The 12,084-nt window shown below is 68.8% G+C and carries 10 protein-coding genes and 1 riboswitch; of the genes, 6 read left to right on the top strand and 4 right to left on the bottom strand.

The window, feature by feature from the left end:
• Positions 1-65: 65 nt before the first annotated feature.
• From mtgA to C1930_RS15030, 3 genes are all read left to right on the top strand, one after another.
• Positions 66-809, top strand: coding sequence for a monofunctional biosynthetic peptidoglycan transglycosylase (gene mtgA, locus C1930_RS15040; protein WP_108772087.1), 744 nt, complete (start codon positions 66-68; stop codon positions 807-809).
• Between the two features lie 98 nt (positions 810-907).
• Positions 908-1,927 carry a glycosyltransferase family 2 protein gene (locus tag C1930_RS15035; protein ID WP_108772086.1) on the top strand — a complete coding sequence of 340 codons (1,020 nt, stop codon included), beginning with the start codon at positions 908-910 and terminating at the stop codon, positions 1,925-1,927.
• Positions 1,887-2,318: a CBS domain-containing protein gene (locus C1930_RS15030; RefSeq protein ID WP_108753866.1), complete on the top strand. Its 432-nt coding sequence runs from the start codon at positions 1,887-1,889 to the stop codon at positions 2,316-2,318. The genes C1930_RS15035 and C1930_RS15030 overlap by 41 nt, the downstream gene beginning before the upstream one ends.
• A gap of 550 nt (positions 2,319-2,868) precedes the next feature.
• Here C1930_RS15030 and C1930_RS15025 read toward each other — a convergent pair.
• The 4 genes from C1930_RS15025 to C1930_RS15010 form a co-directional block, all read right to left on the bottom strand.
• Positions 2,869-4,842, bottom strand: a complete 1,974-nt coding sequence (locus C1930_RS15025; RefSeq protein WP_108772085.1) for an AsmA family protein — start codon at positions 4,840-4,842, stop codon at positions 2,869-2,871.
• An 82-nt stretch (positions 4,843-4,924) separates the two neighbouring features.
• A complete protein-coding gene (locus C1930_RS15020; RefSeq protein WP_108756921.1) occupies positions 4,925-5,563 on the bottom strand; it encodes a hemolysin III family protein in 639 nt (212 codons plus the stop codon).
• Positions 5,564-5,795: 232 nt separating this feature from the next.
• A complete protein-coding gene (locus tag C1930_RS15015) occupies positions 5,796-7,400 on the bottom strand; it encodes a peptide chain release factor 3 (protein WP_108750781.1) in 1,605 nt (534 codons plus the stop codon).
• Positions 7,401-7,466: 66 nt separating this feature from the next.
• Positions 7,467-8,351 carry a M23 family metallopeptidase gene (locus tag C1930_RS15010; RefSeq protein ID WP_108772084.1) on the bottom strand — a complete coding sequence of 295 codons (885 nt, stop codon included), beginning with the start codon at positions 8,349-8,351 and terminating at the stop codon, positions 7,467-7,469.
• Positions 8,352-8,501: 150 nt separating this feature from the next.
• A riboswitch (SAM riboswitch) is annotated at positions 8,502-8,620 on the top strand.
• A gap of 75 nt (positions 8,621-8,695) precedes the next feature.
• Between C1930_RS15010 and C1930_RS15005 the strand changes: the two genes are divergently transcribed.
• The 3 genes from C1930_RS15005 to C1930_RS14995 are packed head-to-tail and all read left to right on the top strand — an operon-like array spanning position 8,696 to position 12,023.
• Entirely contained in the window at positions 8,696-9,727 is a 1,032-nt protein-coding gene (locus tag C1930_RS15005; protein ID WP_108772613.1) for a homoserine O-succinyltransferase, read from the top strand.
• Positions 9,724-10,959 (top strand): O-succinylhomoserine (thiol)-lyase, encoded by a 1,236-nt coding sequence (locus C1930_RS15000; RefSeq protein WP_108772083.1) that lies wholly within the window; start codon positions 9,724-9,726, stop codon positions 10,957-10,959. Before C1930_RS15005 ends, C1930_RS15000 begins: the two co-directional genes overlap by 4 nt.
• Positions 10,956-12,023, top strand: a complete 1,068-nt coding sequence (locus C1930_RS14995) for a homoserine dehydrogenase (protein ID WP_108772082.1) — start codon at positions 10,956-10,958, stop codon at positions 12,021-12,023. The genes C1930_RS15000 and C1930_RS14995 overlap by 4 nt, the downstream gene beginning before the upstream one ends.
• Positions 12,024-12,084: the final 61 nt, after the last annotated feature.

The following is a 12,084-nucleotide window of genomic DNA, read 5'->3' as shown; positions in this document are numbered from 1 at the left end:
CGCGGAAACAGGGGCGGTTGCCGGATAATGCGCCGACAACCGGACAGAAGAAGGATGCACCAGTAATGGGGGCAGGGGGAGAGCAGGACAAGGTGGCGGCCGCCCCGGTCGCGCAGCGTCGGCGCTGGCGCTGGCGGCAGCTGCTGTGGCTGCCGGTGCTGTTCGTGGCGTTCAGCTGCCTGCAGGTGCTGGTGCTGCGGTTCATCGATCCGCCGCTGTCCACGGTGATGCTGTGGCGCTATGGCGAAGCCCTGGGCCAGGCTGACTGGTCCTACCGGTTGCATTACCAGTGGCGTGACCTGGACGAGATGGCCCCCAGCCTGCCCATTTCGCTGGTGGCCGCCGAAGACCAGCGCTTCTCCGACCACAATGGCTTCGACCTGCAGGCCATCGAGAAGGCGCGTGACCACAACGCGCGTGGTGGGCGCCTGCGTGGCGCCAGCACGATCAGCCAGCAGGTGGCCAAGAACCTGTTCCTGTGGCAGGGCCGCAGCTGGGTGCGCAAGGGCCTGGAGGTCTGGTACACGGTGCTGATCGAAGCGTTCTGGCCCAAGCAGCGCATTCTGGAGATGTACGCCAACATTGCCGAGTTCGGCGACGGCGTCTACGGCGCGCAGGCGGCGGCGCAGACCTTCTGGCGCAAGGATGCCGCGCGCCTCAGACCGGCCGAGAGTGCGCGCCTGGCGGCAGTGCTGCCGGCGCCGCGCCGTTACAACGCGGCCAAGCCGGGCCCGTACGTGCAGCGGCGTGCCGCATGGATCCAGCGCCAGGCCCGGCAGCTGGGCGGGTCGGGGTACCTACAGGAATAGGGCAGCGGCGCATCGCGCTGCAACCCGGCCTGGTATCCACCTTGCCCGGAGCGTTGGCGCGGTGGGCCGCAGGTGCGCCTGCAACGTACAATCCGGGCATGAATCGTGAACGCCTGACATTCGTCATCGCCGCCCACAACGAAGCGCTGGCGCTGCCGCAGCTGCATCCGCGCCTGTGCGCGGTGCTGGATGGCCTGGCCGACATCGACGGTCACGTGCTGTACGTGGACGACGGAAGCAGCGATGAGACCTGGGCGGTGATCAGTAGCCTGGCCGCCGTGGACCCCCGGATTTCGGCACTGCGCCTGTCGCGCAACTTCGGCAAGGAAGCTGCCCTGACCGCCGGCCTGGATCAGGTGCGCGAAGGCGCGGCGATGATCCTGGACGCCGACGGGCAGGACCCGCCGGAACTGGTGCCGCAGTTCGTCGCGCGCTGGCGCGAAGGCTTCGACAACGTCTATGGCACCCGCCTGGTGCGCGATGGCGAAAGCTGGAGCAAGCGCACCACCGCCGCATTGTTCTATCGGGTGATCGGCCGCCTGTCGCCCACGCCGATTCCGGCCGATACCGGGGATTTCCGCCTGCTGTCGCCACGCGCGCTGCAGGCGCTGCGCGAGCTGCGCGAACGCCATCGGTTCATGAAGGGGCTTTTCAGCTGGGTTGGGTTCCGCCGGGTGGCGGTGCCCTACCACCGCCACGCGCGGATGGCCGGTACCAGCAAGTTCGGCCTCTGGCGTCTGTGGAACTTCGCGCTGGAAGGCATCACCAGTTTCTCCACGGTGCCGCTGCGCGCGGCCACCTATCTGGGGCTGGCGACGGCGGCAGTGGCCTTCGTGTTCGGCCTGTGGGTGATCGTGAAGGCGGCGATGTACGGCGACCGTGTGGCTGGCTGGCCGACGATGATGGCGGTGATCCTGTTCCTGGGCGGGGTGCAGTTGATCGCCCTGGGGCTGATCGGCGAGTACCTGGGCCGGCTGTATGAAGAGTCCAAGCAGCGGCCGCTGTACCTGGTTGACGCGTGGTTGGCACCGGGCGTGGCAGAATTGGCCCTGCAACCCACCCTGGGAGGGCAGGCAGATGACGTCGGTACGGCAACTGTTGGACGGCAAGTCCCCTGAAGTGCACGCGGTGGCCCCTGGCGCCGCGGTGATCGATGCGATCCGGCTGATGGCCGAAAAGGGCATCGGTGCGGTGCTGGTGATGGACGGCCCGCGCCTGGTCGGCATCCTTTCCGAGCGCGACTACGCACGCAAGATCGTGCTGCGCGACCGCTCCTCGCGCGATACCGCGGTGGCGGAAATCATGACCGCGCAGGTGGTGACCGTGGCGCCGGGTGAGCAGGTGGAGCATTGCCTGCAGCTGGTGACCGATTACCGCATCCGCCATCTGCCGGTGGTGGAAGGCGGGCAGGTGCTGGGGGTGATTTCCATCGGCGATCTGGTGAAGTCGGTGATCGATGCGCAGCGGCGCGAGCTGGATCATCTGCAGCAGTACATCGTGGCGGGGTGAGTTTTTTCCGCTGGCGGGCTTGCAGCCCGCCGGCCCGGCCTTTGAAGCCAGAGCCAGAGCCAGAGCCAGAGCGCAAGAGCAGCGCCTTCCTGATGCGTGGGGAGGCGGAGGGCATGGCCGTGCAGGACGCGCGGTAAATACGTCCATGTAGCTCGTAGGCGCCGTCCTTGGCGCCTACGGTCCTGCACGGCCATGCCCTCCGCCTCAGGACACATTCCTGCGAGCGCGGTGCATTTCAGTGCCGACCAACCGCTTCTGCCGTCCTCCGCTTCCGCCGACCAACCGCTGCTGCCGACCATCCGCTTCCGCCGACCAACCGCTTCTGGTAGGTGCCAACCTTGGTTGGCACAGCTCTTGATCTTGATCTTGAATTTCCGCTCTCGTTCCGCGCGCAGGAAACTGTCGAGAGTGGGGCGGGTGGGCCAGGCAGGACCGCAGGCGCCATGGATGGCGCCTACGAGCCCCCATGGATGGGTTTTACGGCGTGTCCTGACTGGCCCACCCGCCCCACTCAAACCAAGATCCATAGAGGCGCCGCGAACAACCGCTCTTACTTCGCATACTGCCCACCGCAGTTGGCGTCCTTGCCCGGGCCGGTCTCGATCGTTGCCAGCAGCGCGGCCGGCGGGGCGATGCTGCCCAGCGCCAGGGCAACTGCGCCGCGCAGGCCCAGCGCCTTGAAGTCCGGGCGGAACGAGGGGTCCTTGAAGGTGCCGCCGATGCGCAGTGGCGAGCGCAGTACCAGGATGCTCTTGTCCTTCGGCCGTGGCCGCAGCAGCAGGTCCAGCGATTCGTCGCGCAGGTTCACCGTTCCCTCGCCAATGACGATGGTGTCGGTGGTGTCCACCGCCAGTGCGCGGCTGGTCATCACGCCATCGCGCACGCCGAAATCGGCGAAGGCGCAGCGCAGGGGAATCTGCCGGTCACCGGTGAACAGGAACTTCACCGATTCGGTGATGTCCAGCCCGGCCAGCTCCATCACCAGGTTGCCCACGTGGCCGCGGCCCATCGCCACGCCCACGTCGCCGCTGCTGCCACCCAGCATCGCGGCGATCGAATTGCCGCGACCGCTCAGGTCGATCTGTCCGCTGATGCCGCCCTTGGCCTGCTCGGCCAGCTTCGCATCGGGGAACAGCTGCCCCAGCTGCACGCCGCGAACGCTGGCCTTCAGCGAGGTGGCAATCTGCGGCTGCCGCGCATCCATGCGGATCGTGCTGCGGATATCACCACCGGCCACACCGAAATTCAGGGGATCCAGGCGCAGCACGCCGTCGTCCAGCAGCAGGTGCGCGTCCATGTCGTCCAGCGGCAGCGAGGGCGCATTGATGCGGTGCGCTTTCCAGCGCACGTCGGCGTCCATCGCGCGCAGCTTGCCCAGGTTGTACGGCGTGTCCGGCAGCACACGGCTGCTGGCCGCCACCTGCGCTGCTTCGGCTTTCTGCTCGGCATTGGCGGTCTCGCCGCTGCCGGTCCTGGGCGGAGCGCCGACGAAGCCGGCCAGATCATCGAAATCCAGTCGGCGCGATTCCAGCGTGGCGGTCAGGCGTGGCCGGTCACGGCCCACTTCGAACTGCAGGTTGCCGCCCAGGTCGCTGTCGCCGACCTTGCCGGTGAAGCGCTCGTAGCGCCACACGTTGTGGTCGCGCTTAAGGCGGCCGTTCAGGGCATACGGCGGCGATGGGGGAATGGCGATGCCCAGCAGCGGGTAGAGGTCGGCCAGGTCCTGGCCACTGAGGGCGAAATGCAGGTCGAACAGCTGCAGTGCGAAGGGATTGGTCAGCGTGCCGCTGGCCACGGCATGGGTGCCGCCGGCACGGCCGTCCAGGTGGATGCGGAACGGATGGGCGCTGTCGGTCAGTTGCAGGGGCGATTCGGTGCCGCCGCTGAGGGTGAATGCATTGCCCTGCCAGCGGCCCTTGCCGGCCACCCGCAGGGGCGGCGCGGCGTCGCCCTGGCGCGGCTGGCCACTGCGCACGTTCAGGCGGATATCGGTGCGGCCGCGCGCATCGGAAAACTGCAGGCGTCCGTCGTCGATGAACAGGCGTTTCAGTTGCGGCGTGGTGCCACCGCTGCTGTCGCCGAGGAAATCCCAGTTGCCGGCCTCGCCTTCACGCGGCGCGGTCTGCAGCAGCACGTCGGGGCGGGTCAGGCGTACCTCGGGCAGCTGCACGCTGCCGCGCAGCAGCGGCCAGACCCGCACGTCGATCTCCACCCGGTCGGCGCTGGCCATGTTCGGCTGTTTGGCCCAGGTCGCATTGGCGAACGAGATCGTGTCCGCGCGCACGGTGGTGACGCGCCCCAGGTCCACGTCCAGGTTGCCGATATGCAGGGCGCGCCCGGTACGGGCCTGCACGGCACGCTCCACCGGGCCCTTGAACCAGTTCCAGTCCCACAGGGCGATGAGGACCAGGATCGCGGCCAGCACGAAGACCAGGGCGGCCAGCCAACGCTGGCCCCGGCGGCCGGGGCGGCGGAGGCGCCAGCGCGAAGCGCGCGGCGTCGCAGGGGAAGGGGCAGCATTCACACTGCCATCGTTGCCCTACCGGAGTGGACGGGGCGCGAAGCGCTCATGTGCGTGGTGTGCACAGGAGCGCGGTGCAGCTGGGCTACAGCACCTGCCTGGTGACGGCCACGAAGTGGCAGACACTGCCGCCGATCACGAACAGGTGCCAGATCGCATGCGAATAGGGAATCGATTCGCGGTGGTAGAAGTAGGTGCCCAGGGTGTACGACAGGCCGCCACCGAACAGCCAGGCCAGGGTGCTGCCGTCGATGGAGGCCCACATCGGCTTGATCGCCACGATCACCAGCCAGCCCATGGCGATGTAGATGGCGGTGGACAGCGCCTTGAAGCGGCCGGTGTAGAACAGCTTGAACACCACCCCGCCCAGCGCCAGCGCCCAGATGGCCGTGAACAACCCCCAGCCCCAGGGACCGCGCAGGCCGATCAGGGTGAACGGGGTATACGTGCCGGCGATCAGCACGTAGATCGCGCAGTGGTCGAACACCTTCAGGCGGCCCTTGGCCGTGGGGTGCTGGATGGCGTGGTACAGCGTGGAGGCGGTGTACAGCAGCAGCAGGGCGATACCGAACACGATGGCGCTGGCCAGCTGCCAGCCGTCGCCGTAGATGGCGGCCAGGGTGATCAGTACGGCGCCGGCGGCCAACGCGAATACGGCGCCGAGCCCGTGGGTCAGGGCGCTGGCGATTTCTTCGCGGATGGAAGCAACAGTCGTGGTGGACATGGCGATGAGGTGGTTCGCGGGGAGGGGGACCCGCAGCCCCCCTATCATCGCCGCGATGGCGGTTGCTTGCACCCCCGCCACCGTATGGTGGGGGAATCGGCGCCCATCCACGCATGGCGTGGATGAACGGACGATCACGTCTCCACAGTAGATCCACGCCATGCGTGGATGAACGGAGGTGCCGCCGGGGTCGGAGCCCTTTCCTGGCGGAAAGGGATCCGACCCCGGCCGGTCAGGCCACCGAGACGGTGTGGGCGGCTTCGCGGGTGGCCGAGAAGCGCACGTCCGGCGCGCGTTCCTGCGCCAGCTGCAGGTTCACCCGGGTCGGGGCCAGATAGACCAGCTGGCCGGCCGCATCCAGGGCCAGGTTCAGCGCGTTCTTCTCGCGGAACTCCTCCAGCTTCTTTTCGTTGCTGCAGGTGACCCAGCGTGCGGTGGTCACGCTGACCGGCTCGAAGGTCGCTTCCACGCCGTACTCATCCTTCAGGCGGTAGGCGGCCACGTCGAACTGCAGCACACCCACCGCGCCCAGGATCAGGTCGTTGCTGGTCAGCGGGCGGAAGAACTGGGTCGCGCCTTCTTCGGACAGCTGGGCCAGGCCCTTCTGCAGCTGCTTCAGCTTGAGCGGATCGCGCAGGCGCGCGCGGCGGAACAGTTCCGGGGCGAAGTTCGGAATACCGGTGAAGGTGACCGCTTCGCCTTCGGTGAAGGTATCGCCGATGGAAATGGTGCCGTGGTTGTGGATGCCGATCACATCGCCCGGCCAGGCTTCGGCGGCGATTTCACGGTCACTGGCCATGAAGGTCAGCGCGTTGGCCAGCTTCATCTCCTTGCCGGTGCGCACGTGGAAGGTCTTCATGCCGGCGTTGAAACGGCCCGAGCAGATGCGCATGAAGGCCACGCGGTCGCGGTGCTGCGGGTCCATGTTGGCCTGGATCTTGAACACGAAGCCGGTCAGCTTGTTTTCCTGCGGGGCGATCTCGCGGCCGGTGGTGGCGCGCGCCTGCGGGGCAGGGGCGTGTTCGACGAAGAAGTCCAGCAGCGGCTGCACGCCGAAGTTGTTCACGCCCGAACCGAAGAACACCGGGGTCTGCTTGCCGGCGCGGTAGGCGTCCAGGTCGAACGGGTGGCTGGCGCCCTGCACCAGTTCCAGTTCGTCGCGCAGCTCGGCCAGCATCTGCGCGCCGATCTTCTCGGCCAGGCCCGGCGCATCGATGGACGGGAAGATGGTCGAATCCTGGCGGGTGAAGTTGCGGCCCGGTTCGTACAGATGCACTTCGCCGGTCAGCAGGTGCACCACGCCCTTCAGGCGCTGGCCCATGCCGATCGGCCAGGTGACCGGGGCGCACTGGATGCCCAGCACGGTTTCCACTTCATCCAGCAGCTCGATCGGGTCCTTGCCCTCGCGGTCGAGCTTGTTGATGAAGGTCATGATGGGGGTGTCGCGCAGGCGGCACACTTCCATCAGCTTGATGGTGCGCTCTTCCACGCCCTTGGCCACGTCGATCACCATCAGCGCCGAGTCCACCGCGGTCAGCACGCGGTAGGTGTCCTCGCCGAAGTCGGCGTGGCCGGGGGTGTCGAGCAGGTTGACGATCTTGCCCTCGTAGGGGAACTGCATCACCGACGACGTAACGGAGATGCCGCGTTCCTTTTCCAGTGCCATCCAGTCGGAGGTGGCATGGCGGGCGGCCTTGCGGCCCTTCACCGAGCCGGCCATCTGGATCGCGCCCCCGAACAGCAGCAGCTTTTCGGTCAGCGTGGTCTTGCCGGCGTCAGGGTGGGAAATGATGGCGAAGGTGCGGCGGCGCGACGCTTCGGTGGCGACTTCGGACATGGCAGTGGCGCCCGCCCGGGGCGCTTTTCAAAGAGATAAGCGGCCGATTATACCGGCCGGGGCCGGTCAGCGCCCGGCACTGCCTTCGGCGCTGCTGTCACGGGCGAACTGCAGCTGCCCCTGCGCGGTGAAAATGCGCACCGGCACCGAGCGCAGGCCCATGCCGCGGTTCACCTGGACCACGAAGTGCAGGTGCGGGGCGGTGCTGAAGCCGCTGTTGCCCGACAAGCCGAGCGGCTGCCCGGCCTGCACCGCCTGGCCGGGCCGCACCCGCATGCCGCCGGCCTGCAGGTGCGCGTACAGCCCCATGCTGCCGTCGCTGTGCAGCACGCGGATGAAGTTGGCCCGGCCGCCATCGCGCTGGCGGTCCTGGCCATTGGCCTGGAAGCCGTCCTGCACCTGCATCACCGTGCCCTCGCGCGCGGCCATGACCAAGGTGCCTTCGGCCAGGGCGAAATCCACCGCATCGCGGTTCTCTTCGTCCTGGTGGCTGAAGCGGCCATTCGGCGCCTGGTCCACGCGCAGCTGCGTGGCTTCGAAGGGCAGGCGATAGGCCACGTCCTCGGCCTGCGCCGCTGGCGCGCCGGGCACGGCGTTCATGCGGACTTCGAGGGGGCGCCCATCGGCCGGGGCCGCCAGATGACCGACCACCAGGGTGCCGCCGCCCTGCACCAGCGACTGCACGGGCAGCCCTTCGATGGCTTGGCCGGGCGCGGCGCGCAGTTCGATCTGCAGCGGACCGGCCAGCGGATTGTCGATGCGTGCCTGCCATTGCTCGCCCACGGGCTGCAGGCGCAACTGTGCCAGCGGTGCGGCCGAGGGCGCCGCCGCGGGTGCTGCGCGGGTCGGGCCCGCCGGCACCAGTCCCCAGCCTTGCCGCCAATCGCTGGCGTCGGCGATGGGAGCGCCCAGCAGGGCAAACATCAGGCAGCACAGGGCCGGGCGTGGCATCGGCGGTTCCAGCGGGAGAGGGGCGGCGGGACTGTAGCTGATCCTGAACAGCGGTGACGGTACTGCTTCCCGGTTCGTCGCTGGGGATTCATTCATCGCTTTATCCGCATGAAGGGATTGACACGCCCGGAATCCGCTGGCATCGTGGTTCCACCATCGAGACCGGCAGAGGGACAGGCCCTTTGAAGCCGGGGCAGCCCGCAGGCATGCAAATGCCGGCGTAGGTGCCAAATCCTGCGGGGACCGTGGCGTCCACCGAAAGATGGTTCGAGCGTGCACCGCCGGTGCATCTTGAACGCGAGCCCCGCGAAGGCTCGATGGCCGATTCCCAACTGGATCCCGCCATGAGCTTCGCCCCCAGCACCGTGCTTCGCCCCGAATCCTTTGCCCCCGTCAGCGTGCCGGTCGATGACCGCGTGCACGCCGAGCGCGGCGAGTTCGCCGCGGTGCTGTCGATGCGCCACGCCGGCCCGTGCCCGGTGCGCCTGCGCTACGAGTGGGTCGGCCCGGCCACTGCGCCGGTAGTGGTGCTGGCCGGTGGCATTTCCGCCCACCGCCATGTGGCCAGCAACCCTCAGTTCAGCGAAAAGGGCTGGGCCGAAGGCCTGGTCGGCGCCGGGCGCGCGCTGGACCCGCAGCAGCTGCGCGTGCTCGCCTTCGATTTCATCGGCGCCGACGGCGCGCTGGATGTGCCGATCGACACGGCCGACCAGGCCGACGCCCTGGCCCTGCTGCTCGACCACCTGGGTGTGCGCACGCTGAAGGCCTTCGTCGGCTATTCCTATGGCGCGCTGATAGGCCAGCAGTTCGCCGTGCGCCACCGTGCGCGGGTGCGCCAGCTGGTGTTGGCCAGCGGTGCGCACCGCCCGCATCCCTACGCCGCCGCCTGGCGCGCGCTGCAGCGCCGTGCCGTTGCGCTGGGCCAGCTGCAGTGTGGCGAAGACCACGGCCTGGCCTTGGCCCGTCAGTTCGCGATGCTCAGCTACCGCACCCCGGAAGAGTTCGGCGAGCGCTTCGACGCTGCGCCGGAAGTGGTCAACGGGCGCGTGCGGGTTGCGGCCGAAGACTATCTGGACGCGGCCGGTGCGCAGTACGTGGCGCGCACGTCGGTGACCGCTTACCTGCGCCTGTCCGAATCGATCGACCTGCATCGGGTGGACCCCGCCGCCATCCTGCCGCCCACCGTGGTGGTGGCCGTGGAAGGCGACCGTCTGGTGCCGCTGGCCGACCTGGTCGGCCTGGTCGAGGGCCTGGGCCCGCGCGGCAGCCTGCGCGTGCTGCGCTCGCCCTACGGCCACGATGCCTTCCTGAAAGAAACCGATCGCATCGACGCGATCCTCGCTACCGCCTTCCGCACTTCTGGAGAGACCGCATGAGCCTGCACGCCACCGAGCCGTCCTGTAGCCGCACCACCGCCGCGGTCCGCGCCGGGATCGACCGCGACACCGCCCACGGTGCGGTTACCCCGCCGATCGTGCTGTCTTCGAATTTCAGCTTCGAAGGCTTCGGCAACAAGCGCCAGTACGACTACACCCGCAGCGGCAACCCCACCCGCGATCTGCTGGGCGAAGCCCTGGCCGAGCTGGAAGGCGGCGTGGGTGGCGTGGTCACTGCCACGGGCATGGGCGCCATCAACCTGGTGTTAAACGCGCTGCTGCAGCCCGGCGATACGCTGGTGGTGCCGCACGATGCCTACGGCGGCAGCTGGCGCCTGTTCAACGCGCTGGCGAAGAAGGGTCACTTCGAACTGGTCACCGCTGACCTGACCGATCCGCGCGCGCTGGCCCAGGCCCTGGCCACCCAGCCGAAGCTGGTGCTGGTGGAAACCCCGTCCAACCCGCTGCTGCGCATCACCGACCTGCGCTTCGTGATCGAAGCCGCGCACAAGGCCGGTGCGCGGGTGGTGGTGGACAACACTTTCCTGTCGCCGGCACTGCAGCAGCCGCTGGCCTTCGGCGCCGATCTGGTGCTGCATTCCACCACCAAGTACATCAATGGCCACAGCGATGTGGTGGGTGGCGCGGTGATCGCGCGCGACCCGGCCGTGCATGAACAGCTGGTGTGGTGGGGCAATGCGCTGGGCCTGACTGGTTCGCCGTTCGACGCCTTCCTGACCCTGCGCGGCCTGCGCACGCTGGATGCGCGCCTGCGCGTACACCAGGAAAACACCGCGTCCATCGTCGCGCTGCTGGACGCGCACCCGGCGGTGGCGCGGGTCTACTACCCGGGCCTGGCCGATCATCCCGGCCATGCCATTGCCGCGCGCCAGCAGAGTGGCTTCGGCGCGATGCTGTCCTTCGAACTGGCCGACTGCGAAGGCGACGATCCGCAAGCGGCGGTGCGCGCCTTCGTTGATGGCCTGCGCTGCTTCACCCTGGCCGAATCGCTGGGCGGCGTCGAAAGCCTGGTCGCACACCCGGCCACCATGACCCATGCGGCGATGACCGCCGAAGCCCGTGCCGCGGCTGGGATCAGCGAGGGCTTGCTGCGTCTGTCGGTCGGCATCGAGGCCGAACGGGACCTGCTGGCCGACCTGGACGCGGCGCTGCAGCGCGCCGAAGCGGCGATCGACCATGCCGCACGCCGCAAACAGGTGGTGGATGCATGAGCGCAGTGGCCGCTGAAGTTCCGTCCATTGCCACGGGGCGATTGGCGCTGCTGGGTACCGGCACGGTGGGCACGGCCTTCGTGCAGCGTTACCAGGCGCTGCAGGCGCGCGGGCTGACACTGCCGGGCGTGCAGTGGCTGGCCAATTCGCGCACCGCGCTGGCCATTGATCGCGATCTGGCGGTGCCGCTGGAACTGGCGCGGCGTGCCCCGCGCGACGGCCAGGGCGCACCGCGCTGGGCCGGTACCGAAGGCCTGGAACGCGGCGACGTAGTGGTGGATGCAACGGCCAGCGAAGAGGTGGCCGCACGCCACGTGCAGTGGCTGGCGCGGGGCGTGCACGTGGTCACCGCCAACAAGCTGGGCCGTGGTGCACAGCTGGCGCGTGCACAGGCCATCGCCCACAGCTGCGCCGACAGCGGTGCGCGCTACGGCGACAGCGCCACGGTCGGTGCCGGCCTGCCGCTGCTCAGCAGCCTGCGCGCGCTGGTGGCCGGCGGTGACCACATCCATGCCATCGAGGGCGTGCTGTCGGGGTCGCTTGCCTGGCTGTTCCATCGCTACGACGGCCAATCGCCGTTCTCGGCCGCGGTACGCGAAGCGCTGGCGGCCGGCTACACCGAGCCGGACCCGCGGGTGGATCTGTCCGGTGAGGATGTGCGGCGCAAGCTGCTGATCCTGGCGCGCAGCAGCGGTCTGGCGCTGGACGCGGCACAGGTGCAGGTGGAATCGCTGGTGCCTGACGCGCTGGCCGCGTTGCCGCTGGAACAGGCGCTTGCGGCGCTGGAACAGTTGGATGCGCCGCTGCAGGCGCGCTGGCAGCAGGCGCACGCGCAGGGCCGCGTGCTGCGCTTCGTCGGTCGCGTGGATGCGCAGGGCGCACAGGTGGGCCTGCGCGAGCTGGCCGCCGATCATCCGCTGGCACAGGGCGCTGGCACCGACAACCGCGTGGCCATCCACAGTGATCGTTACCGCCAGCAGCCCCTGCTGATCCAGGGGCCCGGGGCCGGTGCCGAAGTGACGGCGGCCGCCTTGTTGGATGATGTGCTGCGCATCGTGGGCTGACACATCGCCGGGCATGGCCCGGCGCTACCCCGATCTTGCAAGGGCAGCGCCGGGCCATGCC

Origin of the sequence: Stenotrophomonas sp. SAU14A_NAIMI4_8 (genome assembly GCF_003086695.1) — a bacterium.
Lineage (GTDB): Bacteria > Pseudomonadota > Gammaproteobacteria > Xanthomonadales > Xanthomonadaceae > Stenotrophomonas.
Note: the sequence above shows the minus strand (reverse complement) of the source record. Positions and strands in the feature narration are given on the sequence as shown.

Excerpts from the sequence above, each read along its gene's own strand:
- C1930_RS15035 (WP_108772086.1), top strand. The coding sequence starts at position 908 with ATGAATCGTGAACGCCTGACATTCGTCATCGCCGCCCACAACGAAGCG.
- C1930_RS14995 (WP_108772082.1), top strand. The coding sequence starts at position 10,956 with ATGAGCGCAGTGGCCGCTGAAGTTCCGTCCATTGCCACGGGGCGATTG.
- mtgA (WP_108772087.1), top strand. The coding sequence starts at position 66 with ATGGGGGCAGGGGGAGAGCAGGACAAGGTGGCGGCCGCCCCGGTCGCG.
- C1930_RS15020 (WP_108756921.1), bottom strand. The coding sequence starts at position 5,563 with ATGTCCACCACGACTGTTGCTTCCATCCGCGAAGAAATCGCCAGCGCC.
- C1930_RS15030 (WP_108753866.1), top strand. The coding sequence starts at position 1,887 with ATGACGTCGGTACGGCAACTGTTGGACGGCAAGTCCCCTGAAGTGCAC.
- C1930_RS15000 (WP_108772083.1), top strand. The coding sequence starts at position 9,724 with ATGAGCCTGCACGCCACCGAGCCGTCCTGTAGCCGCACCACCGCCGCG.
- C1930_RS15010 (WP_108772084.1), bottom strand. The coding sequence starts at position 8,351 with ATGCCACGCCCGGCCCTGTGCTGCCTGATGTTTGCCCTGCTGGGCGCT.
- C1930_RS15015 (WP_108750781.1), bottom strand. The coding sequence starts at position 7,400 with ATGTCCGAAGTCGCCACCGAAGCGTCGCGCCGCCGCACCTTCGCCATC.
- C1930_RS15005 (WP_108772613.1), top strand. The coding sequence starts at position 8,696 with ATGAGCTTCGCCCCCAGCACCGTGCTTCGCCCCGAATCCTTTGCCCCC.